The organism is Pseudomonas sp. GP01-A4, assembly GCF_058780865.1.
On the sequence record NZ_JBYSWF010000055.1, the window covers coordinates 1 to 24772 of the forward strand.

The window sequence follows — 24772 nt, forward strand, 5'->3', positions numbered from 1 at the left end:
ATGAGTGTCCGGATCAGCGTGGAATCACTGTCCGGATGCGCGTGGAATGGGTGTCCGAGTCAGCGTGGAATCCGCACCCAGGCAGGGGTTGTCACAAAAAAACCAGCGTGGAAAACCCTGGTGGCACTGGTTTTTCTCGCCGGCTTTATTGGCCTGATGGTCTACGCCCCGACGATCCTGGTGGCGCTGTTTTTTCCTGTGTGCATCCTGATCGGACTGCTGGCCAGCTTCGGCCCCAATTTCTATCGCACCGAACAGCGCCTGGCCACCAGCCAGATACGCTCATTGGCCATGGGGCTGGTGGAGGTGAACGGCAAGGTGATCGTCGACACGCCCCTGATCTCCCCGGTCCACGGCAAGCCTTGCGCCGGTTACGTGTGGGTCATCGAAGAAGGCACCAAAGACAAGGATGGCGATTGGAGCTGGAGCCAGGTCTCGGCCGAGGCTCGCTGCAATGACTTCCGCCTGCAGGACGCCACCGGTGAAGTGACAGTGATTGCCGAGGGTATCGACCTGTTCGGCAAGAAGCGCCCTGACGACCATGAATGGATCAGCAACTCCCGCCGCCAGGGCGAACTGCTCCTCACCCAGGATATGCAGGTGATGCTGATTGGCGACGCCTGCGAGCGTGCGGGCAAGACGGTGATTGCCCAGGGCCGGCAACCTGACGCGGTGTTCGGCCTGGCCGAGACCAAGGATGTGGAAAACCGCCGTGTGCTGGCGCCGCTGTGGCGCGCCGGTGGTTTCTACGCGGTGGTGGTGGGTTTGATCGGCGTCGGCATCATGGCCATGACGCCGGAACATTTTGCCCAACTGCATTTGCCGGGCCCCGCCACCTACCAGCAAATGGCAGAGCTGAATCCCGCCTATCGGTTTCTGGCCTGGTTGTACCGTGACAATGGCTTCGTGATTCCTTTCATGGCCGCGTTTGGCTTCTTGCTGACGATGTTTGTGGTGTTGCTCGCGCTGCGGCTCTTGCTGCCCACGGGCATGCGCCTGGCGGTAGGCCGCGTGCTGGGCGCCTGGATGGGCCTGGGCATGGTGATTGGCGGCGTAGTGACCTTGCTGCTGGTGGTGGCCCAGGTGGACACCATGAAGGTGTTCCTGGTGTGGATGATGATTCTGCTGGGTACCCTGGTGTTTTCGATCTTTGAGCAACGCAAGCTGGGGGTGGCGTACAAGCATTTCGCAAAAGATGCCGGCACTGCCGGTTTAGGCGAGGAGGACGCCTGATCAGGGTACAAACTCAACCTTCAAGCCTCGGCTGGCGCTGCGGCCCTGATCGTCAGTGACCCGCAACCGGTACTCCCCCGACTTACCCGGCCGCCAGTTCAGCGTGGTTTGCGGCGGGCCCTGGCCGATCAGGGTCTGGTCGGCGAACCAATACAGCGTCAGTGCATCACTGGCCGCGTTGGCGTTCAGCGGGATGCTTTCCTGGGGCTGGGACAGGCGCAGGTGGTAGCTGACCTGGGTCAGCGGCGAGCGAATCTGTGGCGCTTCGCTTTGATCGCCGACACGGTTGGGTTGGCAGCTTTTCTGCACATTGGGCGGCGTACGCCGGGGCAGTCCGGCGGCGCGGAACAGCCGCTGCACATCGCTGGGCCAGAACTCGAAGACTTCTTCACGGGTGTACTGCGGGTCGAACGGCGGGCACGCGGCCTTGCCGGTGCGGGTGTCGATCAGCACCGGGCGGTGCAGGTTGGACACCCGAATCGGTGACACGCCGGGGATGTACCAGGTCTTGCGGGTACGTGGGCACCAACGGTTGGGCAAGTCACCAGAGGCCGTGCAGACGTCGATGCGGATCAGCCCGGCGGGCGGCTTGTCGGGTTTGATCACCACATTGGGCAAGGCCAGCGGCAGGGCGTCGGCGATACGGAAGAACAACGGTGCCGCAGTTTTCGCACCGATAAACTCAGGATTCGGACGGCCATCGAAGTTGCCCACCCACACCACCAGCACGTACGGGCCTACGAGGCCGGCGCTCCATGCATCATGAAAACCCCAGGACGTGCCGGTCTTCCAGGCCGTACGCCAGTGGCGCCCCGGCAGCCCGTCCGGGCGCGGGTTGCGCCGCAGCATGTCGCGCACCATAAACGCGGCCTGCGGCGTGAGTAGCTGGGCGCCAGTGGTTTGCGGCTGTTCCTGCAAATAGCGCAGCGGCCGCAAATGCCCGTCACCAGCCAGCATCACATACAGCCGCGCCAGCTCCTCGGGCGTCATCTCGCCGCCGCCCAAGGCCAGCGCCAAGCCGTAATGGCTTTCGCCGCGCAGGCCCTTGATCCCGGCCCGTTGCAGCAATCCGTAGAGTGACGGTGAGCGGGTTTGGCTGGCCAGCCACACCGCCGGAATATTGCGGCTGCGAATCAGCGCGTCACGGGCTGTCACCGGCCCGACAAAACTGCCGTCGAAATTTTCCGGCTGGAAGTAGCCGAAGTTACTCGGCATGTCCTTGAGGATGCTCATGGGGTGGATCACCCCTTGGTCCAGCGCCAGCCCATACAGGAATGGCTTGAGGGTGGAGCCCGGCGAGCGCCGCGACAACACGCCGTTGACCTGGCCGTGGATGCTTGTGGATAAGTAGTCTGCCGAGCCCACCAGGGCTTTTACGCTCTGGTCGCGGCTGTCGATCAGGATCGCCGTGGCGTTTTCCACACCGCTGCTGCGGCGCTCGGCGATGAAGCCGGTGATCAGCCGTTCCAGCAATTGTTGCAGCGCCAGGTTGAGGGTGCTGTTCAACTCATTGCCGGTTTGCGAGGCCAGCAACTGTTCGCTCAGGTGCGGCGCGAGAAACGGGATCTGCTGGCGGTTGCGGGCTTCCAGCGGCAGGTCCAGCAAACTGTCGTTACGCGGGTCCTGTGGATAAGTTTCCCGCCAGTCGGCCATCAGCCGTTGCCGGGCGGTTTGCAGGGAAGGCCCAAAGCGCGCCCGACGACCCGGTTGCTGGGGAATCACGGCCAGCGCGAGGGCTTCAGACAAGGACAACTGCGCCGCTGACTTGCCAAAATAGATCCGGCTGGCCGCTTCGGCACCTTCGATATTGCCGCCCATGGGCGCCAGGTTGAGGTAGGCCTCAAGGATGTCGTGCTTGCTGTAACGCGCCTCCAGCCACAGTGCCAGGGCCATCTGCTGCAGCTTGCCGGGCACTTGGCGAGTATTGAGATCCCACAAGCGCCTGGCCAGTTGCATGCTCAGGGTCGAACCGCCCTGACGCTGGCCGCCGCTATAGGTGGCCATGGCCGCCCGCAATAACGCCGGGGGATTGACCCCGGGGTGCCAGTAGAAATTGCGGTCTTCCTTGAGCAGCAACGCCTCCACCAGTGACGGAGAAATCCGTTCCAGAGGAAGCCACAGGCGATATTGCCCGTCAGCCGCCAGGGTCATGCGCAGCAGCGAACCGTCATCGGCCAGCACCACCCGTGAGGAGGTGGCTGCCTGTTCCAGCGGCGCGTGGGGCCACAACCGTAGCCCCGCCAGAATCAACGCCGCTGCCAGCAGCGGCGTCAGGCTTTTAAGGCTTGGTAATTTCAAGCTGGCCTACTTTGCCGCGTCCTTGCAGGGTGGTTTCGTACATGCCCTCGGCGTAGGCCGGTGGCGTATTGAAGGTACCGGCGTTGGTGGCGCGCACGCGGTACACGAAGGTGCCTACATCCCGCAGCGCGGTGCCGTACAACACCACTCGGTCATCACGCACGTCGACGTAGTCCGGTTGCCAGTTGCTCAAGTCGGTCTCGCCAATCGGCGCCTGCCAGGCGTCGGCTTCTTCGGTGTCTTCGCCGGTTTCAACGTACTCCGAATCGTCGCCTTCGCTTTCCTCGGTGCTGGCCGCTTCCGGCTCCGGCGGCAAGTTATACACAGGCTCGACGCCGCCCGGCAGCAGGTCGACCACCGCCACTTGTTGCACCTGATCACGGTCGGTGGCGCGCAAGCGCAGGCGCACCAGGAACTCATCGCCTACCGCGACCTTGCTGACTGGATTGCCTTTGAGGTCGAGGTATTCGTGGATGATTTCCAGGCCGCTGTTGATCGGCTTGAGGTTGGCGCCCTTGTCATAGCCCGCTTCGCTCAGCATGTAGAACGCCGCCGGGCCGTCGGATTTTTCCATCTGCAGTTTTTGCGTACCGGCAGGCACCGCCGCACGTGGCGGCTGGCCGGCCATCTGCAACAACTGTTGCTGCTTGTCGCTGAGCCATGCGGTGGCCTTGAGGGTCATGTCGCTTTGGGCGCGCTGGCCGTAATTGTCCAGGGCCCGCAGCAACAGTGCCGCCGACAGCGAGTTGTAGCGTTGCTCGTTGAGGCGCTTGCCGAGTTTATCCAGCAGGCTTGTCGGCACATCGTCGAGCATTTCCGGGAAGTGCCGCGCGAGCAAATGCAGGTGCTCGGCGTCGTGTACCAGCGGGTCGTAATACAGGCCGTCGCTGTTCCATTTATCCGATAGGGAAAGCCACGGCACCTTGCGGAACAAGGTATCGGCCTGACGATCCTGCTTGAGCAGCTTGTAGCTGGCGGCCAGGTACGCCGCGCCAATGTCGTTCTGCCAGGTGTCCTTGAAGTAGCTTTCGTAGCGCTCGCGGATATCGCTCAAGGCGCCGCTCACCAGAATCCCCTGACGGCTCAGGAGGTAACTGGCGTAGGCGCGGTTGCGCAATTCCGACAGGCCTTCGCTCGGGCCGTTGGCCAGGTCGGTGAGGTACGCGTTGGAACGTTGCAGCAGGTCTTCCGGCACCGGCAGCCCGCGCTCCCTGGCTTCGATCAGGAAGTCGGTGGCGTACAGGCTGGCATACGGCGCCACGTCCGGGTTGGCCGCCCACAAGCCGAAACCGCCGGCCTGGTTCTGCCGTTGACGCAGCATGCGCACCGCACCGCTGAAGGCCTGCTCGGCCTCCGGCGCGTTACCACCCCAGATCAACGCCGGCATGGCCTTGGACACCAATTGCTCGGTGCAGGCGTAGCCATAGTCATCCAGGTAATGCTTGAGGCCGTTGGCCCATACCAGCGGCGAAGCGGCGACGCCCAACTGCACATCGCGCAACTGGCTGAACAGCTCGCGGGTCGGTTTCAGCTCTTTGCTGGCGCTGTCGAAACGGCCCAGGCTCAGGGCCACCCGATGCTCGCTCAAGGGTCGGATCGAAGTGGTTTCCGCCACCTGGATACGCTTGCCATCCGGCAGCACCGCGACGAAGCGCAAGTCGGCCGAGCCGAGGGTTTCGCCTACCTTGATCTTGAACTCGGCGACACCCTCCTTGCGCGGTTGCAGGGCCAGGGTGCTGGCCTTGTCGCCTTGCACCTGCAGGCCATCGCTGGTCTGCACTTCAAACTTCACGTCCGCCGCCGCGTCCAGGTTGCTGAACACCCCGGCGCTGACGCTGAACACATCCCCCGGTGCGACAAAGGCCGGCACGTTCGGCGTGATCACCAGCGGCCCGCGCACTTCGGTGTTGGCCTCGCTGACGCCCACGCTGTCGCTGTCCACGGCCACCGCAAACAGGTGCAGCTTGCCATTGAAGCTGTCCGGAACCTGGTAATGCAGCACGGTTTCACCGGCCGGCAAGTCCACCAGGCCAGACCACCAGGCCACAGGTGGCTGATGTTTACGCTTGAACGGGTTGAGGTGGTTGGCCAGGGCGCCTTCCGTATCGCCACCCGGCGCTGCCCCACTGAGCAGGCGGCTGAATTCAGGCAGAATCAGGTCAAGAATCTGACTGGTACCGACCTCCAGCGCCCGCTTCTGGAAGAAGAAGCCCAACGGGTCCGGCGTCTGGTAGCGCGCCACTTGCAGGATGCCTTCGTCCACCGCGTAGACCACTGCGCGGCCAGGGCGGTCGGCGTTGACCTTGATATCCAGGGTCTGCCCCGGCTCGATCTTCGCCGGGCCTTCGACTTTCAGCGCCATGCGCCGCGCGTCGAGGTTGATGCTGAACGGCACTACGCCGTAGGACAGCGGGCTCATGTAGACCTCGGACGAACCAATGTCCCGTACGAACTGCACGTTGACGTAGGCATTGCCCTCAAGCCCCGCAGGAACGCGGATGTGTTGCACACTGTTGGTGCTGTCGGCCTTGAACCACTGCTGGGTGTAGACCTTGTCCCGCTCGATGGTGATCAACCCGGCGCCGGTGTACGGCGCGCGAATGCTGATGGCGATCTCATCACCGGTGGCGTAGCTGCGTTTATCCAGGCGCAGTTGCAGTTCGGCGTTGCGCTCCAGGGAGCGCGAGGTGTTGCCCCGGCCGGCGACGCTGTAGTCGATCTGGTTCAGCAGGTTGCCGTTGGCGTCCTTGAGTTGCAGGGTGAAATCGCCCGGGGTGCCGGTGTTCAGGGTTTGCTTGGCGCCGTCCTTGGTCATCACCAGCGGCGAGGCCGGCTGGCTGATGTTCTTGATGCGCGACTCGTATTTGTAGGTGCCGTTGGATTGCTTCACCAGCACCGAGACGTAGCGGTGCTCGACCACTTCACTGGTCAGGCCGTCGACTGCGACTGGCGTAAGGTCTGGCGCCACGGCCAGCCATTGCACTTCACGCGGGGCGTCCTTGGCGACGAAAGACAGCGAATCCTTGCTCTTCACACCCACCAGGTACGGCGCCGCCGACACTAGCAATGCGCTTTGTGCGGCGACGTTGCGACCGCCTTCGGCTTCGTACACCTGGGTCATCACTTGCAGGCGATAGGTGCTGTTGGCGAAGCGTTGCAGGTTCAGGTCCAGCACCGCCTGGCCATTGTCGTCGACGGTGGTTTCGGCCAGGTCTTCGGAGCTGGCTTCTTCCAGCGAGTCATTCAGGCGGAAGCGGTAATCCGGGTAGCGATCAAAGGCCGCGAGCGTCGGGCTCAGAGACATTTTCGCCGTGACGCGACGACCCGCCGCCGGAGCGCCGAACAAGTGCATCGCGGTGACCTTGGCCACCACCTGGTCCGGCGAGATCCAGCCCAGCACCGGTGTATCGTGCAGGCTCAGGCTGACTTTCATCCGGTCCGGTTCAAAGTCGCGGACCTTGAAGCTGACGCTGCCCAGGTCGGTACGACGCTGCTTCTCACCGATCAGTTGCAGGGTCGCGGTGTAATCGCCGGATGGGGCTACTTCGCTGCTTGGGAAATCGAAGGTTTCAAAACCGCTGGCCGACAGTTTCAACGGCTGGCGAATCACCTCAAGGCCACGGGGGTCGGTGATCTGCAACTCAACCGGCAGGCCTTGCAGGGCGCCTTTCCAGTCGCCGCTGCGCACGATCATGCCCAGGTGCGCGGTCTCGCCGGGCCGGTACAGGCCGCGATCGGTAAACAGGTAGGCGCTGAGGCGATTGATCGCACCGTCCTCTTCCAGGCCGCCTACATCAAAGCGTGACAAATCCAGCTGTTGCGACTGACGGGCAATCGGCAGGAAGGATTGGTCATTGCCGCGACTGACCACATACATCAACGGCGTTTTCTCACGGCGCAATTCATCCAGCTTGGCGAAGTGCGCGTGACCTTCGGCGCCGGTATGGCCGCTGGCGACCGGCAAACCGTTGCGGCCGATGATATCGACCTGGGCGTCGGACACCGGCGAGCCGTTGCCGATGGACTGCACGTACACATCGTGGCTGCCATCGCTGGAGCGCTTGGCGATGATGCCCAAGTCGGTGACCACGATGAAACGCAGGTCGCTGGTGGTGTTGCGCGAGTAGTCGAAGGTGCGATCAGCCGGGTCGTCCTGCGGGCTCAGCTTGAGCACAAAAATCCCCCGGCGGCCGCCGTTGGCCGTGAGGTAGTTGCTCAGGTCGACGTTGTCGTAGACGGTTTTCGACGGGTCGCCAGCCGACAGCGGAATGTCCAGGCTCTGACGCTCCACCATCCGGTCGAAGTAGTCATTGGCAAAATTCGGTCGGGCAAAGCTACCGCTGCTCTGGTCCACCAGGTGTTGCAACTGGTTGGGCAGCAGGCGCGCGATTTCCACATGGGCGCCGGGTACGCCACGGGCCATGAAGCCCAGGCGTTTTTCGCCGGTGAGGCTGAGCAGGGCGCCGTCGGACAGGAACTGCAGCGTGCGTGGATAAGCCGGCATGCTCACGAGAGAGGCTGTCGGATTTTTCGCCAAGTAGCCGCCGATGGCTTCCAGGTTGGCCGGCACCCGCACATACAGGGCGCGGCCCGGCGGGGCCTTGAACTTGAAGGCGTGCAGGGTGTTCAGCGGTTCGACGCTCGGCACGTGGGTCAGCTTGACCTTGGTGCTGCTGGCCAGCAGTTTGTCGTCGATGTCTTGCAGGTTCCAGGGGCGGGTATCGTCCTCGGCTTTTTCCGGCAGCATCCAGGCCTGCACCTTGTTGGCGATGGTCTCGTCGGCCACGGCGCTGGAACTGCTGAACATCAACACCGGCTCGGGTTCGCCGCGCTCGTTGTCGACAAAGCTGACTTCGGCGCCGGTAAAGGTCAGGCGATAGCGGCCGGGCACGGTGACTTCGGCCACCAGCGGCGCCGAGCTGGGATTGCCGCCATCACGGGCCTTGAGGCCTTCATCGAGCTTGGCGCTGACCGGGGTGCTTTCCAGTGGGGTGGCCAGGGCGGCAGAGCGCACAAAGGCGTTGAGCTTGTGTTCGTCGAAGGTGATTTCCGGTCGATTGGGCAGTTGCGCGTCGCGGTAGGCCAAGCCTTTTCCGAGGGCGACCGAGGCACGTTTGCGTACGCTGTCTTCGTCTACCGGGTGGGAAAAGTGGAAGGTCGCTACCAGCTGTTTCTGCGTCGGGTTGCTCGGGTCCTGGTACAGCTCGTTTTGCGTCAAGGTGGCGCGGAACGGCTGGGTGGAGAATTGGCTGGTGTATTGGCTGAGCAGTACGCCGTCGGCCAACAGGGTTTTCTTGGCCAGGTCGATGGTGTAGTGGGCGTCGACGGGCCAGTCTTTTTCCGGGGTGAACACCAGGCTGCGGTCATCCGCCCAGCGCCAGGCGCCGGCGATGGCAGGCTTGAGGGTGATGCCTTCGGTGACCGGCTTGCCGATGGCCGCCAGCGGGGCCACGGATTCGGCGAAGCGCACCTGCAAGTTATCCACAACCGGCTGCGGCTGGGTGTAATCCGTCAGGTTGGGCTTGTGCAGCGAATAACCCACGGTGTGGGGCTGTGGCAGGTGGGAATACCAGTGCCAGCCGTAAAAGCCCGCGGCCAGCACCAGTACCAGGGCCAGCGCGCCGCCCGCAGCCTGGCGCGGATAAGCCCGGGCCTTGTGGCCGACGTTGACCAGGCCGTTGCCTGTGGCTTGCAGCCAGCGCGGCGGCTGCCACTGGCCGAACAGGCTGCGCGCCAGCCATCGAACGGCGCTGAACAGGACACTCACCACTGAGATCAAGGCCCCGAAAAAACGGCGGCTGGTCGCTTTTAACGAATCAAACATGGTGAGCATCCCTGGCAATGTGTCGCGTATCTTACACGTCTCTTTGATACAAAAGATGACGGCAAATGCGCCGCAAAGCTCAGGCTTGCTGTACGAAGGTGAGGCGTATCGCAAAACCGATCAAAAGACTGCCAAACAGCCATTGCTGAAGGCGCTGGGCGGACGGGCTGCGTTCAAGCCAGCGGCCGATTCTTGCGCCGGCCAATCCATAGCAACTGTCGAATCCCAGGCCGACCGCCACCAGAATCGCCCCCAGCAGCCCAAACTGCGCAGTCACCGATGCGCCATGTGGATCAATGAATTGCGGCAGCAGCACGGAGCAGAACAGCAGCGCCTTGGGGTTGAGCAGGTTGGTCAGCAAACCCCGCTGGAAGGCTTCGCGCCAGGCATGCGCCGGCGTCGTGCTGTGCTCGGCGTTCAGGTTGGGCAGCAGGTTTGAGCGCAGGCACTGCACGCCGATCCACAGCAGATACGCCGCACCGCCCAGGCGCACCACATCGAAGGTCCAGGGTGCGACCTTGAACAGGGTCGCCAGGCCCATCCCCGCCAGCGCCACGTGGCAGGCTCGCGCCAGGCCCAAGCCGCCTGCGGTTGCCAGTGCCATCGCCTTGCCCTGGCGGGCGCCGGTTTGCAGCAGCAGGATCATGTCCGGGCCGGGCAGCAGGTACACCACTGCCAACGCGACTAAAAACAACCAGAGTTCTGCCATGTGCCTGCCCCTTGCGGTAGGTGATTCGTAGGGCAATTTTAGGGGCGAAGGCCGGGGCAGGTGCTTGCGTAGTCAGATGGAAAAGCGTCTAGTCTTGGCACAATCTGCCACTTTTTTCGGGCGAAACATTTCACTTATGCCAAATCTGAAGCTGGACGCATTTGACCGCAAGATTCTTGAAGCCCTGCAACGGGATGGCCGGCTGAGCAACGTGCAATTGGCGGACGAGATTGGCCTGTCGGCCTCGCCCTGCTTGCGGCGTGTGCGGCTGCTGGAAGAGGCCGGGGTGATTCGTGGTTACCAGGCAAGCCTGGACCGGGATGAAGTCGGGTTGGGGCTGACGGTGTTTGTCGGGGTGAAAGTGGAGCGGCATAACGACGAACAGGCGGAGGCGTTTCGGTTGGCGGTGACGGCGCTGCCCCAGGTGATTTCGGCGTTTCTGGTGTCGGGGGAGTCGGATTTCCTGCTGCAAGTGGTGGTGCCGGACTTGCGCGGGTATGAACGGTTCCTGACCGGGAGCTTGTTGAAGTTGCCGGGGGTGAGTGATATCCGCAGTAACTTCGCGATTCAGACGGTGAAGACGCCCGGGGCATTGCCGCTGAGTCACCTTCCCGGCTAGATCGTTCCTACGCTCCGCGTGGGAATGCCGCCCTGGACGCTCCGCGTCCGCTTTAAAGTCGTGACGCGGAGCGTCACCGGATGCATTCCCACGCAGAGCGTGGGAACGATCAGATAAGGACGCTTGTTGTGGCGAGGGAGCTTGCTCCCGCTGGGCTGCGTAGCGGCCCCAAAATCTTGGGAGCGCTGCGCACTCCAGCGGGAGCAAGCTCCCTCGCCACTGGGGTTGTGTGGATTTGGGGAGGGAGGTGGTCGTCAGGTCCACCAGTAGCGCACGAGATGAAAGAAGATCGGCGCGGCAAAACACACTGAATCCAGCCGATCCAGCATCCCGCCGTGCCCTTCGATCATGTGCCCCCAATCTTTCACGCCGCGGTCGCGCTTGATCGCTGACATCACGATCCCGCCCGCAAATCCCAGCAGGTTGATCAACAGTGCAATCAGGAACGACTGCCAGGGATTGAACGGCGTGGTCCACCACAGCGCCGCGCCGATCAGGGATGACAGCAGAATCCCGCCGACAAACCCTTCCACGGTTTTCGATGGCGACAGGTTGGGCGCGATCTTGTGTTTGCCGAACAGCTTCCCGCACACGTACTGCAACACGTCCGACAGTTGCACCACGATCACCAGGTAGGCAATCAGCAGCAGGTTGCGGCCTTCGTAGCCGACGATATCCAGGGTCAGCAGCGCCGGCACGAAGGACACACAGAACACCGCGATCATCAGCCCCCATTGCACCTTCGATGCCCGTTCCAGGAAGTGCGTACTGTCGCCGCCCAGTGACGCGAGGATCGGCAACAGCAGGAACACGTACACCGGGATGAAGATCGAGAACAGCCCGTACCAGTCGAAGTAGATCAGCAGGTATTGCAGTGGCAGCGCCAGGTAGAAGGCCGCCACCAGCGCCGGGTAATCGCTGCGCCGGGTGGGTGTGAGCGTGAGGAATTCCCGCAGCGCATAGAACGACACGGCGTAAAACAGCAGGATCACCGCGCCGGTGCCGAGCCAGAACGCAATGCCAATCACCACCACCATCACCCACCACGCATTGATGCGGGCGTTGAGGTTGTCGATCACCGCGTTGGGTGTGCCACGGGTGCGCAGTTTGAGGATCAGGCCGATCAGCGAGGCGAGCACGAGGATCGCGCCGATCCCGCCGAACAACATCAGGGTTTGGCTATTCATCTCAGGAATGCTCCGGGGCAAGGGCGAGCAAGGCGTCGCGGGTGCGGGCGAGGAACAGCGCCTTGTCTTCGCCGTCCTCCAGTTGCAGCGGTGCGCCGAAGCTGGTGGTGCACAGCAAGGGCAGCGGCAGCACACGGCCCTTGGGCATGACCCGGTTGAGGTTGGCGATCCACACCGGGATCAATTCGGCTTGTGGATAACTCTTGGCCAGGTGATACAGCCCGCTTTTGAACGGCAACAGGCCGTCTTCCAGGTTGCGCGTGCCCTCGGGAAAGATGATCAGCGAGTCGCCGTTTTCCAGGGCCTGAAGCATCGGCGCCAGGGGGTTATCCACAGGGTCCTTGCGCTCGCGGTCGATCAGCACGCCGTTGAACACCCGGTTGATGATGTAGCGGCGCAGGGCGCTGGTGTTCCAGTAGTCGCTGCCGGCCACCGGGCGGGTGAATTTACGCAGGTTCTGCGGCAACGAGGCCCACAGCAGCACGAAATCGCCGTGGCTGCTGTGGTTGGCGTAGTAGATGCGTTGCACCGGCACCGGCGCGCAGCCAAGCCACAGGCTGCGGGCGCCGGTGACGGTGCGGGCCATGGAGGTAATCAGGGTGGCGACCACGGGTTCGAACATGGGGATTCCTTATCCGGCGAAGGGCAGCCAGGGGCTGGCCAGGATGACGGCCACGGTCAGCAGCACTTGCGCCGCCAGCAGGTAGGCTTGCTTGCGCAACAGTTTCAGGGCGCCGCGACGGCGCTCGGTCCAGGGGCGGCCTGCGCGTTTGGCGGATTGCAGGCCAAGGGTTTGCATGGCCTGGTCGAAGTCGGGCGTGCGGTCGGTGTCGCGGGCGAGCAGGGCGAACAGGTCGGCGTCGAAGGCCACCCGCAGCGCCCAGTATTTTTCCAGCAGCCCGAGCACAATCATCCACAGGCTGAGGATCAGGCAGACCGGCGTGATGCTGGCCATCAGCAGCTGAGCGAGGCCGAACAGTACGCCGAGCAAGGTCAGGCCTGTGGATAACTGATCCAGGGAACGGCCCCGCCGCAGCAGGCTGGCGACGACCTGTAATTCCATATCAGCGGGCATGGGCTAAACCCTCCAGGGCTTCACGGTGCGCGGAATGCAGGACCACACGTGGGCGTGCTGTACGAATAATAGCCACCGCCTCGTCGACATTGCCTGCGCGCCCGGTATGTAGCAGCCATGCAGCCACGGCGGTGGCGCTGCGTGAGTAACCGAGGGCGCAGCACACCAGCAAGGGTCCGGCTGAGCGTAGCCGCTCTATCGCTTGGGCGGCCTCCACGCATTGCGCTGCAGTGGGCGCCGTCAGGTCGAGCACTGGCAGGCTGTAGTAGGCGCGACCCTGTGGATTAATCGGCAATTCGGCGCACAGATCGACCACCGCCTTGAATGATCCCAGCTCACCGCTGGTGGGAATTCGCCCCAGCCAAACGTTATCCACAACCTGATCGGGCTGTGGATGTCTACGTGTCCACAGGCGGGAATTGATCCAGGCGGCCACCAGATAAGGCGCCAACAACCAGCGCGCCGCCGGAGTGAGTCGTCCGTCGGCGCGTTTCTGAAATCCCGAAACGCCCAGTACCAGGTAATTCGCCTTCATCAAGCCAAGGGATACCGCCGGCCAAAGCAGCCACAACCAGCCGCCGCCAAGGGAAAGCGCCAGGATCAAACACACCAGCGACCCGAAGCCATAGCGCAGCCCCAGGCGCCAACGCTGGCGGTCCCTGGTCAGCTGGGCATTCAGCAGCGGGCTCGGATGTTCCAGCGGCCATAGCCACACGCACAGCCAGCCGGCGAGGGCGCCTGTGGGTAAGTCAATAAAGTGATGTTGATAAGTGGTCAGCACCGAAAGGCCGATCAACGCGAACCAGCCCTGCACCAGCCAACGCCACAGGCCCCGGCTATGCCGCTGGTACATTATCCACAGCACCACCAGCAGCGCGATGTGCAACGACGGCGCCTGGTTGAACGGCTTGTCGAACCCGGCGAGTACCGCAAACAGCCAGCCAAACACGCCGTCCAGCTCCGGTCTTTCGAAGGTGAAACGCAAGGGCCAGATCAGGAAGCAGGTGACGGCAATCACTTGGGCCGTCAGCAGGCGCAAGGCATGTTGTTTCAGTTCATGGCGGGTGCTTGGCAGTAGCAGGGAGAAACCGTAGAGCAGGTCGATCGACCAGTAGGGCACGATGGTCCAGGCCCAGAACGGGATATGGGTTTCCCAGCCGAACACCATCGTGCCCACGTCGCTGCGCTGGCTGGTGACCCACGTGGCAAAGCCGTAGGTGCTGAAAAACAGCGGCGCCAACAGCAGCAGCCACAGCACCGCCGGTTTCAACAGGCCCGGTTCACGCATGGGTCAGACTCGCTGTGCCAGGGACACGCTGAAAATCCCCCACTCATCCACGCGTTGGGTGATCTTGCGGAAACCGGCGGCTGCCACCAGTTGATCCATTTCCGCCTGGCTGCGCCGGCGCATTACCCAGGCCTGGCCCTGGCGGTGGCTGGTGAGGGCGCGGGCGATCAGTTCCAGTTGCGGATGCCACGGTTGGCCGGTGTACACCAGATAACCACCGGGCTCCACGGCTTCGGCCAAGCCCGCGAGCGAGCCACCGACCATCGCGTTATCCGCGAACAGTTCATATAGCCCGGACACCACCGCCAGCGTCGGCTTGGGTTCCAGCGCCGCAAGGTCCGCCCGGTCAAACGCATCGCCTTTGACGAACTGGGCGATATCCCCCAGCCCTTTTTCACGAATCAGCGCGCCACCGTCGCGCACGTTGATATCGCTGTAGTCCCGCAGCAGGATCGATTCCGGCAACGGCGAAACGCCCTGCAAGGCTTCCAGAATGTACCGACCATGCCCGGCGGCGATGTCGACGATGCGCACTTCCCGCTGCTCGTCCCGCAGTTTGGCCATCGCCAGGCGCAGCAGCTCTTCCACGTTCAACTTGCGCTGACGAATACCGCGCCAGCCGATGGAGTTCAGGTAATTGGTGTCGATCATCCGCCCCAGCCCGCCTTTGCCGGTGGGTTTGTTGCGGTACACGTAGTCCAGGGTGCTGCCGGAGTCGAAGCCGGTGTCGAAACCGAGCTTCACGCCATCCGACAGTTTGCTGCCCAGGCCCATGCTGGCGCGGGTCATGCGCCAGTACAGGTCGCGCAGGGAGTTGCGTGGCAACGGCGCGGCGAGGGATTCGGATTCGGCGCAGGTCAGGCCAATCCTGTCGGCATCCAGCAAGGAGGCGCGGTCCAGCGGGTGTTCGAAGTTCTGCAGGATAAAGCGCCGGGCGCTGCTCAAGGCCACGGCGCGGTCACGTTCACCGAGGGTGTCGTGGAAGAAGCCGGGGAGGATGTGCAGCTCTTTCTTCAAGCTGCCGAGGCGGTCGAAAAACTGCTGCTGGGGTTTGCGGTGCACCACAAAGTCCGAGCCGGAGATCAGCAGTTGGGTCGGTACCTGAATTGCCTGGGCATCGGCTACAACCCTGTCGGCCGCTTCGTACAGGCCCAACAGTACATTCACCGAGATGGCTTTGGTGATCAGCGGATCACTGTCGTAGGACGCCACGCGCTCCGGGTCATGGCTCAGGAACTTGGCCTTGACGTAGCTGTTGACGAAAAAGTTGCCGCGAAACTTGCGCATCAACGCCAGGCCCGGCCGGGCGAAGGGCACGTAGAGTTTGACCTTGAATGCGGGGGAGGCGAGTACCAGCGAGCGAATCTTCGGCGCGTAGTCGTGCACCCAGGTGGCCGCGATCACCGCGCCGACGCTTTGGGCGATCACTGCGAGGTGTTCTTCCTCGATGTTGTAGGCGCTGCGGATATGGTCAACGAAAGTCTGCACGTCCCGCGCACTGGTGGCGAAGCTCGGGCTGTCGCCGCGCGCGCCGGGGGATTGGCCGTGGCCACGGGCGTCCCAGGCGAAGAAGTCGAACTCCGGCAGGTTCAGCTCTTCCACCAGGTGGGCGATACGACCGGAATGCTCGTGGCCGCGATGGAACAGCAAGATCGCCTTGCGCGGCGCAAAGCCCGCGGGTGCGGTGGCGGGCCAATGACGGTAGAAAAGCTCCACCCCGTCATGGGTGCTGAAGGTGTGCTCTTGCTGTTCACGCATCGCAAAATCCTTATGCAGAAGGGGAGGTGTTCGTTTCTTCTTTCAAGCCTTGGCGCACGCGGTTGACCAGGGTGTAGGCCAGCAAGGCGGCGACCAGCCACATCACCGCTTCGACCCAACCGGCACCCAGCCAACCCAGCGCTACGCCGGTGGCCAGCACCCCGAGCACAAATGCCCGATCGCTCTTGCCCATCGGGCCGTCGTAGCGCCGCGAGGCCCCGACCATCGGCCCGAGCACGCCGGCGTATTCGCTGAACACCGCCAGCAGCGTCACCAGCAATACCGGCGCCAGGCTGACCTCGGGGATCAGCGCAAACGGCAGGATCAGTGCGCTGTCGGCGATCACGTCACACAGTTCATTGAGGTAGGCGCCGAGTCGCGACTGCTGGCCGAACTCCCGGGCGAGCATGCCGTCGATGGCATTGAGGGCCATGCGCAGGATCATCCACAGCGGGATCAGCGCAAACAGCCACACATGTTGTGCGAAGCCGGCAATCAGCAATCCCACCAGCAGGGAAACCACCCCGGCCAGCACGGTGATCTGGTTGGCGGTGGTGCCGTTGTCGTAGAGGCGCTGCACCAGCGGGCGCAGCAGGTTCTGAAAACGCGGTTTAAGCTGATAGATCGAAATCATGGGGAGTGACGCTTCCTTGTCCGTAAGCCCGCGAAAAACTCTGGGGAGTGTGCCGATTTATCACCGCTGAAACCAGTGATGGCTCGTGTTTCTAGGGCTTTCGTCACTATCTGTGTGAAACCAAACAAAAATTTCACGCCCCGCGTTATAGGGTAACCAATTGTTTCTGGGTGGGCGTTTGGGGATGCGAGTGGATCTAGATGCTGATGACGTGGCCATTGAAGGGCTGCCGCGTTTTCAGCAGGGGTTGTTTCATGCCCGCCGGTTAAGGCAGGCCGGCATTGGCCTGACGGTGCTGGCGGTCGGCGGCTGGATGCTGGCGCTGTTTGTGGCGCTGTTTGCCCCGCTGTCGATCTGGCCGGTGGTGCTGATCAACTGCGCCTCGGCGTTGCTGGTGCTGGTGGCTGGCTTGCAATCGGCGTGGTGGGTCGCGGATTGGCGGGCCATGGCGCTGGAGGAGCCGGCTGCACGGCTGATCGAACCGCCGCTGCCACAAGAAGAGCCTGGCTGGCTTAACCGGCAGTTCGGTCGCGTCGGTAACGGCTTGCTGGTGCAGATTGGCGCACCGGTGTTCTGGCTGTGCGGCTGGTCGTTGCTGGCATTCTTCAGCGTTCTGGAATTCTGGAGCCTGACCTTGCCCGCCGCGGCGCTGGGCCAGGCTGCCAGTGTCGGCGCCGCCATTGCCTTGGCACTGGCGTTCGGCTTGCTGGTGTTTGAACGGCGCATGGCCCAGGAAAGCACCGCCCAATGGCCGGAAGCGGTGCAACTGGCGCAACTGAGCCGGGTGGCGATTATCTGCCTGGTGATCAGTGCGATTTGTCTGCTGTTTGCCGGTGAAGAGTCCGTGTGGCCCTTGCGCCTGGCCGTGTTGGTCGGCCTGTTGCCGGCCCTGGTGGCGCTGGAGTTTCTGCTAAGAGGCCTGCTGTCGCTGTTCAGCCCGCGCCAGGAGCGGCTTGAACCGCGCCTGATGGCGCAAAGTTTTATCGCCGGGATGCTGCGCTGGCCGCCGCAACCGTTGCTCGCCTTGCAGCACGAACTGCACAACCGTTTCGGCATCGACCTGCGGCAGATCTGGGCCTTCACCTATATGCGCCGGGCATTCCTGCCAGTGCTGGTGGTGGTGCTGGCCGTAGGCTGGTTGCTGACCGGCGTGCATGAAGTCGCCCTGCAAAGCCGTGGGATCTATGAACGCTTTGGCAAGCCGGTGGAGGTCTTCGGGCCTGGCCTGCATGCCGGTTTGCCGTGGCCGCTGGGTCGCGTACTGAACGTGGAAAACGGCGTGGTCCATGAGCTGGCCACCAGCGTTGGCGAAGCGGCAAACACCGACGTCGCTCCGGCCGAGGGCCCGGCGCCGCTGATCGCCAATCGCCTGTGGGACGCCAGCCATGTAAATGACAAATCCCAGGTGATCGCCAGCAGCAGCGGCGACAAGCAGAGCTTCCAGATCGTCAATATGGACGTGCGCTTCGTGTACCGCATCGGCTTGACCGACCAGGCCGCACTCGCCGCCACCTATAACAGCGCCGATGTGCCCACGCTGATCCGCAGCACCGCCAGCCGCATCCTGGTGCACGAGTTTGCCTCGCGAACCCTCGATGAATTGCTGGGTGAAGAACGCAACAGCCTCGCCGATGAAATTGGCAAGGCAGTGCAAGCGGACCTGAAGACACTCGACAGCGGCGTGGAAATTCTCGCCACCGTGGTGGAAGCCATTCACCCGCCCTCCGGTGCGGCGAATGCCTACCACGCGGTGCAAGCTGCGCAGATCGGCGCCCAGGCGCTGATTTCCCGGGAGCGCGGCGCTGCCAGTGAGCAGACCAACCAGGCGTTGCTGCAAGCCAGTACCGCCCGCGACCAGGCCCAGGCCACGGCCCATGAAGTCAGCGCCGGCGCCCAAGCGGCGGACCTGCGCTTCAGCGCCGAACAAAAGGCCTATCAACAAGCCGGCCAGGCGTTCGTGCTGGAGCAGTACCTGAGCCAACTGAGCCAGGGCCTGGCTCACGCCAAGTTACTCATTCTTGATCATCGCCTGGGCGCCAGTGGCGCACCGACCATCGATCTGCGTTCCTTTACCTTACCGGCCGACCCTGCGGTGCCGCGTAAAGCCGTTCAATAAGGAGTTCATCTGTTGAGCGCTCATTCTCACGATCACGCAGGCCATGGTCACCACCACGGCCACCATCATCACCATCATGGCGATGAACACGAAGCCGGCCCGTTCCCCTGGCGGCGTATGGGCTGGGCGGTATTGCTGGTGCTGTTCGCGGTCGCCGCGGCGAGCCTGGTGCAGGTGCGTTCCGGTGAAGCCACGGTGATTACCCGCTTCGGCAACCCGTCGCGGGTATTGCTGGAGCCGGGCCTGGGATGGCGCTGGCCGGCGCCGTTCGAGGCGGCGATTCCGGTGGACCTGCGCCTGCGCACCACCTCCAGCGGTTTGCAGGATGTGGGCACCCGCGATGGCCTGCGGATCATCGTGCAGGCCTACGTGGCCTGGCAGGTGCAGGGCGACCCCGACAATGTGCAGCGCTTTATGCGCGCGGTGCAGAACCAGCCGGATGAAGCGGCGCGGCAGATTCGCACCTTTGTCGGCTCGGCGCTGGAAACCACCGCCGCCAGTTTCGACCTGGCCAACCTGGTGAACACCGATGCCAGCCAGGTGCGCATTGCCGATTTTGAAGCGCAGTTGCGCCAGCAGATTGATCAACAATTGCTCACCACCTATGGCGTGCGTGTGGTGCAGGTGGGCGTTGAGCGGCTGACCTTGCCGTCGGTGACCCTGGCCGCCACCGTCGACCGCATGCGCGCCGAGCGCGAGACCATCGCCACGGAACGAACCGCCGTGGGCAAGCGTGAAGCGGCGCAGATTCGTTCGGCCGCCGAGCGTGATGCGCGGATCGTCCAGGCCGACGCCACGGTGAAAGCCGCCGACATCGAAGCGCAATCCCGGGTCGAAGCCGCGCAGATTTATGGCCATGCCTACGCCGGCAATCCGCAGTTGTACAACCTGCTGCGTTCCCTCGACACCCTTGGCACAGTGGTCACGCCGGGCACCAAGATCATCCTGCGCACCGACGCCGCGCCTTTCCGCGCGCTGGTGGATGGGCCGAAGGATGTCCAGCCATGAGTGAGCGGGAAAGCCTCGACAGCCCGTGGATCCAGGCTGGACGGCTGACGTTCCTGGCGCTGTATGCGGTGACGGTATTGGCCGCGCTGGCGTGGGCGTTTTCCAACGTGCGCCAGATCGACCCGCAGAACCGCGCCGTGGTGTTGCACTTCGGTGCGCTGGACCGGATCCAGAATGCCGGGCTGCTGCTGGCCTGGCCGCGTCCGTTCGAGCAAGTGGTGCTGTTGCCCGCCGCGGACCGGGTGATTGAGCGCCGGGTGGAAAACCTGCTGCGTTCCGATGCGGCCACCCAAGCCGATCGCGTGGCCAGTTTTGCCACACCGCTGAGCGATGCCCTGGCCGGCTCCGGTTACCTGCTGACCGGCGATGCCGGCGTGGTGCAACTGGATGTGCGGGTCTTCTACAAGGTCACCGAGCCCTACGCGTTTGTGTTGCAGGGCGATCACGTGCTACCCGCGCTGGATCGACTGGTCACTCGCAGCGCCGTGGTGCTGACTGCGGCGCGGGATCTGGATACGATTCTGGTGGCGCGCCCCGAGTTGATCGGCGCCGACAACCAGGCCGCCGAACGCCGCGAACGGCTGCGTGGCGACCTGGTGCGCGGCATCAATCAACGCCTGGCTGACCTGGCGTCCACCGGCCTTGGCCTGGGCATCGAAGTCACCCGGGTCGACGTGCAATCGAGCTTGCCGGGCCCGGCGGTCAATGCCTTCAACGCAGTGCTGACCGCCAGCCAGCAAGCCGACAAGGCGGTGGCCAATGCGCGCACCGACGCCGAAAAACTTACCCAGACCGCCAACCAGGACGCCGACCGCGCCGTGCAAGTGGCTCACGCCCAGGCCAGCGAACGGCTGTCCAACGCCCAGGCGCAAACCGCTACCGTCGCCAGCCTGGCCCAGGTCCAAGACCCAGGCCTGTTGCTGCGCCTCTACCGCGAACGCCTGCCGAAGATTCTCGGGCAGGCCGGCTCCGTGACCACGGTTGACCCTAAAGACGATTCCCGCCTGATCATTCAGGGAGCCGAACAATGACCGCCCACGCAGCCCCGATGCTCTCGTCGGCCGAACAACGCAGCGCCGCCCGGCAACTGACCCTGGCGATGCTCGCCCTGGGCCTGCTCAGCCTGGGCCTGGTATGGCGCTGGCTGGCGCCGGACCAGACCGGCGTGAGCCAACTGCTGTTGGGCGTCGCCTCATTGCTGGTGGCCGTGCCCGTGATGCGCTCGGCCTGGTACAGCCTGCGGTATCCAAGTTTGCATGGCATCACCGACCAACTCATTGCGCTGGCGATGCTCGGCGCCTGGGCTACCGGTGACCTGCTGACCGCCGCGCTGCTGCCGATCATCATGATCTTCGGCCATGTGCTGGAAGAGCGCAGCGTCATCGGCTCCCAGGAAGCGATTCATGCCCTGGGCAAGCTGACCCGTAGCCACGCACGGTTGGTGCAGGCGGACGGGACGATCCTGGAAGTGGACAACGGCATCCTGAAGACCGGCGATATCGTCGAAGTGCGTGCCGGTGACCGCGTGCCCGCCGACGGCGTGGTGCTGTCGGGCCAGGCCAGCCTCGACACCGCGCCGATTACCGGTGAATCGGTGCCGCTGGAAGCGAGTGTCGGCGTGCAGGTGTTTGGTGGCGCGATCAACCTCGACGGTTTGCTGCGCCTGGAAGTGACCCGCACCGGCAATGAGTCGACGCTGGGCAAAGTCATCGCCCTGATGCAGAGCGCCGAACGTTCGAAGCCGCCGATCACCCGATTGCTGGAGCGCTACGCCGGCAGCTACATGGTGCTGGTGCTGTTGCTGGCGGCGGTCACCTGGTTTGTCACCAATGACGCCCAGGCGATGCTCGCGGTGCTGGTGGCGGCGTGCCCGTGTGCTTTGGTGTTGTCGGCGCCGGCCACGGCGATTGCGGGCATTGCGGTGGCGGCGCGTCACGGCATTCTGATTCGCAGCTCGGCGTTTCTCGAAGAGCTGGCGGACCTGACGTCCCTGGTGGTCGACAAGACCGGCACCCTGACGTTTGGCACCCTGCGTTTGCAGTCCATCGACACCCGTGAGCCGGATCGGCAAGCACTGCTCAATCTGGCGGCCAGCCTCGGCTCGGCCAGCAGCCACCCGGTCAGCCGGGCATTGGCGGGGCTGGCGACTCAGGAACAAATGCTGGTGTTGTCGGATATTCGCGAGCGCCAGGGCCTCGGTGTGGTCGCCCAGACCGGGCAGGGCGAAGCCGCCCTCGGCCGGCCGGAATTGTTTGAGCAACTGGGCATCACGACCACGGCGGTCCCCAATCACGACGGCCCGATTGCCGGGCTTGCGTTGAACGGGCAGTTCCTTGCCTGGCTGTTGCTGGCGGACAGCGTGAAACCTGAAGCGCGCCAGGCGATGAAAGAGCTGCGTGAATTGGGCCTGGGGCGCCAACTGCTACTGACCGGCGACCGCCAGAGCGTGGCCGACAGCCTGGCGTTGGAAGTGGGCATCAGCGACGTCGAAGCCCAGGCTTTGCCGGAGGACAAACTCAATCGCGTGCTGGGGGAAATCGGCAGCGGTTTCCGGCCGATGGTGGTGGGCGACGGGATCAACGATTCGTTGGCGCTCAAGGCGGGTGTGGTCGGTGTGGCGATGGGCGCGGGCGGGGCGGATATCGCGTTGGCATCGGCGGACGTGGTGCTGATCGGCAGCGACCTGCGGCGCCTGGGCACCTGTGTGCGCTTGAGTCGCCAGTGCCGGCACACGTTGCAGGTTAACGTGATCATCGGTCTGGGCTGGACGCTGGCGATCGTGGTGTTCGCCGCATTTGGCTGGCTGGGCGCGGCGGGAGCGATGATTGCGGCGGTGCTGCACAACCTCAGTACGCTGCTGGTGCTGGGCAATGCGGGGCGTCTGTTGCGGTTCCAGGAGCCGCTATTGAAACTCGAAGAATAAATTTTTCAGTCGCGCTGTAACGCCATGGGGGGACCTCACTCTAGTGCTATGTCGAGACTGAACAATCCGTTCAGACCGGCTCCACTACCGATCATGAGGAATACACAATGAACATCAAATCCGCTGCTGCTGGTGCCGCCCTCGCTATCGCCGCTGCTGGCATGTTTGCCGGTGTTGCCACTCAGGTACAGGCAGCAGACGCCCAGGTCCATTGCTATGGCGTCAACGCCTGCAAAGGCCAGAACGACTGCAAAACCAAAGACCACGCCTGCAAAGGCATGGGTTCTTGCAAAGGCCAGGGCTTCCTGTCGATGAGCAAGGCGATGTGCGATCAGAAAGGCGGCAAAGTCGGCGAATAACCGACAACCGAGTGCAACCGCAGCGGGCCCCCCTCCGCTGCGGACACTTTCCCCAGGAGTGTTTTTATGTCCGCTTCCCTTCCGAGTCTGGGTTACGGCCTGGGTTTACGCAGCGAGTACTACCAGCAGATCCTTGAACAATCGCCGGCCGTGGATTGGTTCGAAGTGATCTCCGAGAATTATCTGGTGCAGGGCGGCAAGGCCTTGTACTACCTGGATGCGATAGCCGAGCGTTATCCCCTGGTGATGCATGGCGTGTCCCTGTCTATCGGCGGGCCCCATGCCCTCGATACCGATTACCTGAAACAACTCAAGCAGCTCTCCGAGCGCATCCGGCCGGCGTGGATTTCCGATCACCTGTGCTGGAGTCGTGGCAACGCGCACCAGTTGCATGACTTGCTGCCGCTGCCCTACACCGAAGAAAGCCTGTACCACGTCGCCGCTCGCGTGCGGCAGGTGCAGGATGTGTTGCAGCGCCCGTTCGTGCTGGAAAACGTCTCCAGCTACGTGCGCTCCAAGGCGGATGAGTTTACCGAGTGGGAATTTCTCAACGCCCTGAGCCACCTCACCGGCTGCCAGTTGCTGCTGGACGTGAATAACGTCTACGTCAGCTCGCGCAATCACGGGTTCGACGCCTGGGAATTTATCCGCAACCTGCCGCCCGAAAGCATCCGCCAACTGCACCTGGCCGGGCATATGGATTACGGCGACTACGTGATCGACACCCATGACCATCCGGTATGCGATCCGGTGTGGGCGCTGTACCAGCGGACCCTGGAGCACCTCGGGCCAGTCTCGACCTTGCTCGAACGCGATGACCATTTCCCGCCTTTCCAGGAGATGCTCGACGAGTTGAACAAGGCCCGCGAACTGGGCGCGAGCGCGCTGGACAGGAGAGCGTTATGCGCCTGATCGATTGGCAATTGGCCTTTGAGCGGCATTTGCTGGCCGAGTCTTCCACTGCCAGCAACAGCTTCAGCGCCACCTTGATCGGCGGTCCGACCCTGGATGTCGAGACGGGCCTGGCGATTTACCACAACGCTTATCACGCCCGATTGCAGGAAGTGCTGCGCGATGACTTCAGCGCCGTCTGGTATTGGCTGGGGGACGAGGAGTTTGCAGCGTTGGGTTCGGCCTATATCTGCCGTTATCCCTCGGCCCATTACAGCCTGCGCTGGTTTGGCGAGCGGTTCCCCGGGTTTATCGTTGAGCATTATGGCGAGCAAGGTTTGGCGCCTGCCGAGCTGGCGCGGCTCGAATGGGCATTCACCCTGGCCTTTGATGCACCGCAGGGCGAGCCGTTGACCCTGCAAGACATGGCAACGCTGCCGCCCGAAGACTGGCCCGGGCTGCTGGTGCAGTTCGTGCCCTCGGTGCAGCAGGTGCTGTGTGATTTCAACAGCCTGGGCATCTGGCGTGCGAGCAAGGGCGAGTGGGACTTTCCCGGCAGCGAAGCCCTGCCATTGGCGCAGGTGTGCCTGGTCTGGCGCCATCAGAATGTCTGCCAATACCGCAGCGTTGAACCGGCGCAAGCCAGCGCGCTGACAGGCATGGTCGCCAACGGTTGGAGTTTTTCCGAACTGTGTGCCGAGTTGGCAGTCACTTACCAGGAGGGCGCGCCATTGCAAGCGGTTACCTGGCTGAAACAGTGGGTCCAGGAGGGTTTGCTCCAGCGGCGGGCACCATAGAAAGGCGCTATTGTTTCGATAGCCTGCTAATTTTTCCGTGGATGGTCTACCCT

General features: G+C 63.4%; 18 protein-coding genes. 9 read left to right on the forward strand and 9 right to left on the reverse strand.

The genetic code is table 11. The features are described 5' to 3' along the window. The first annotated feature begins 120 nt into the window (after positions 1-120). Positions 121-1233 (forward strand): hypothetical protein, encoded by a 1113-nt coding sequence (locus tag AC3WKX_RS25385; protein ID WP_256579680.1) that lies wholly within the window; start codon positions 121-123, stop codon positions 1231-1233. Here AC3WKX_RS25385 and pbpC read toward each other — a convergent pair whose 3' ends face one another. The 3 genes from pbpC to AC3WKX_RS25400 form a co-directional block, all read right to left on the reverse strand. Continuing rightward, a complete protein-coding gene (pbpC, locus tag AC3WKX_RS25390) occupies positions 1234-3531 on the reverse strand; it encodes a penicillin-binding protein 1C (protein ID WP_102370200.1) in 2298 nt (765 codons plus the stop codon). Continuing rightward, on the reverse strand, positions 3512-9355 hold the full coding sequence (locus AC3WKX_RS25395; protein ID WP_102604140.1) for an alpha-2-macroglobulin: 5844 nt from the start codon (positions 9353-9355) through the stop codon (positions 3512-3514). Before AC3WKX_RS25395 ends, pbpC begins: the two co-directional genes overlap by 20 nt. Before the next feature lie 79 nt (positions 9356-9434). Then, a complete protein-coding gene (locus tag AC3WKX_RS25400) occupies positions 9435-10064 on the reverse strand; it encodes a LysE family translocator (RefSeq protein ID WP_102604021.1) in 630 nt (209 codons plus the stop codon). A gap of 145 nt (positions 10065-10209) precedes the next feature. Between AC3WKX_RS25400 and AC3WKX_RS25405 the strand changes: the two genes are divergently transcribed. Further along, positions 10210-10683: an Lrp/AsnC family transcriptional regulator gene (locus AC3WKX_RS25405; protein ID WP_032899927.1), complete on the forward strand. Its 474-nt coding sequence runs from the start codon at positions 10210-10212 to the stop codon at positions 10681-10683. Between the two features lie 254 nt (positions 10684-10937). On the opposite strand, the gene AC3WKX_RS25410 is transcribed toward AC3WKX_RS25405, so the two are convergent. Genes AC3WKX_RS25410 through AC3WKX_RS25435 form a run of 6 tightly spaced genes read right to left on the reverse strand, consistent with a single transcriptional unit; the run spans position 10938 to position 16625 of the window. Next, positions 10938-11870 carry a phosphatidate cytidylyltransferase gene (locus AC3WKX_RS25410; protein ID WP_102604022.1) on the reverse strand — a complete coding sequence of 311 codons (933 nt, stop codon included), beginning with the start codon at positions 11868-11870 and terminating at the stop codon, positions 10938-10940. A 1-nt stretch (position 11871) separates the two neighbouring features. Beyond that, a complete protein-coding gene (locus tag AC3WKX_RS25415; protein WP_003213522.1) occupies positions 11872-12492 on the reverse strand; it encodes a lysophospholipid acyltransferase family protein in 621 nt (206 codons plus the stop codon). Between the two features lie 9 nt (positions 12493-12501). Next, positions 12502-12945: a hypothetical protein gene (locus AC3WKX_RS25420; RefSeq protein ID WP_003213520.1), complete on the reverse strand. Its 444-nt coding sequence runs from the start codon at positions 12943-12945 to the stop codon at positions 12502-12504. After that, positions 12935-14233, reverse strand: a complete 1299-nt coding sequence (locus tag AC3WKX_RS25425; protein ID WP_102604023.1) for a phosphatase PAP2/dual specificity phosphatase family protein — start codon at positions 14231-14233, stop codon at positions 12935-12937. The genes AC3WKX_RS25420 and AC3WKX_RS25425 overlap by 11 nt, the downstream gene beginning before the upstream one ends. Positions 14234-14236: 3 nt before the next feature. Then, on the reverse strand, positions 14237-15991 hold the full coding sequence (locus tag AC3WKX_RS25430) for a bifunctional alpha/beta hydrolase/class I SAM-dependent methyltransferase (RefSeq protein WP_102604024.1): 1755 nt from the start codon (positions 15989-15991) through the stop codon (positions 14237-14239). Positions 15992-16001: 10 nt separating this feature from the next. After that, positions 16002-16625 carry a CDP-alcohol phosphatidyltransferase family protein gene (locus AC3WKX_RS25435; protein WP_003213515.1) on the reverse strand — a complete coding sequence of 208 codons (624 nt, stop codon included), beginning with the start codon at positions 16623-16625 and terminating at the stop codon, positions 16002-16004. A gap of 184 nt (positions 16626-16809) precedes the next feature. On the opposite strand from AC3WKX_RS25435, the gene hflK (AC3WKX_RS25440) reads away from it, so the two are divergent. The 7 genes from hflK (AC3WKX_RS25440) to AC3WKX_RS25470 all read left to right on the forward strand — a co-directional run bounded on the left by hflK (AC3WKX_RS25440) (position 16810) and on the right by AC3WKX_RS25470 (position 24719). Continuing rightward, a complete protein-coding gene (gene hflK / locus AC3WKX_RS25440; protein ID WP_102604025.1) occupies positions 16810-18741 on the forward strand; it encodes a protease modulator HflK in 1932 nt (643 codons plus the stop codon). A gap of 9 nt (positions 18742-18750) precedes the next feature. Next, entirely contained in the window at positions 18751-19749 is a 999-nt protein-coding gene (gene hflC / locus AC3WKX_RS25445; RefSeq protein WP_173883038.1) for a protease modulator HflC, read from the forward strand. Next, on the forward strand, positions 19746-20780 hold the full coding sequence (gene hflK / locus AC3WKX_RS25450) for a protease modulator HflK (RefSeq protein WP_003213508.1): 1035 nt from the start codon (positions 19746-19748) through the stop codon (positions 20778-20780). The genes hflC and hflK (AC3WKX_RS25450) overlap by 4 nt, the downstream gene beginning before the upstream one ends. Further along, positions 20777-22672 (forward strand): cation-translocating P-type ATPase, encoded by a 1896-nt coding sequence (locus tag AC3WKX_RS25455; RefSeq protein ID WP_102604026.1) that lies wholly within the window; start codon positions 20777-20779, stop codon positions 22670-22672. Before hflK (AC3WKX_RS25450) ends, AC3WKX_RS25455 begins: the two co-directional genes overlap by 4 nt. A gap of 107 nt (positions 22673-22779) precedes the next feature. Beyond that, entirely contained in the window at positions 22780-23031 is a 252-nt protein-coding gene (gene bufA2 / locus AC3WKX_RS25460) for a BufA2 family periplasmic bufferin-type metallophore (RefSeq protein ID WP_003213503.1), read from the forward strand. Positions 23032-23097: 66 nt separating this feature from the next. Continuing rightward, complete coding sequence (bufB, locus tag AC3WKX_RS25465; protein WP_102604027.1) at positions 23098-23943, forward strand: MNIO family bufferin maturase; 846 nt, start codon at positions 23098-23100, stop codon at positions 23941-23943. Continuing rightward, positions 23934-24719, forward strand: a complete 786-nt coding sequence (locus AC3WKX_RS25470; protein WP_102604028.1) for an HvfC/BufC N-terminal domain-containing protein — start codon at positions 23934-23936, stop codon at positions 24717-24719. Before bufB ends, AC3WKX_RS25470 begins: the two co-directional genes overlap by 10 nt. Positions 24720-24772 lie beyond the last annotated feature (53 nt).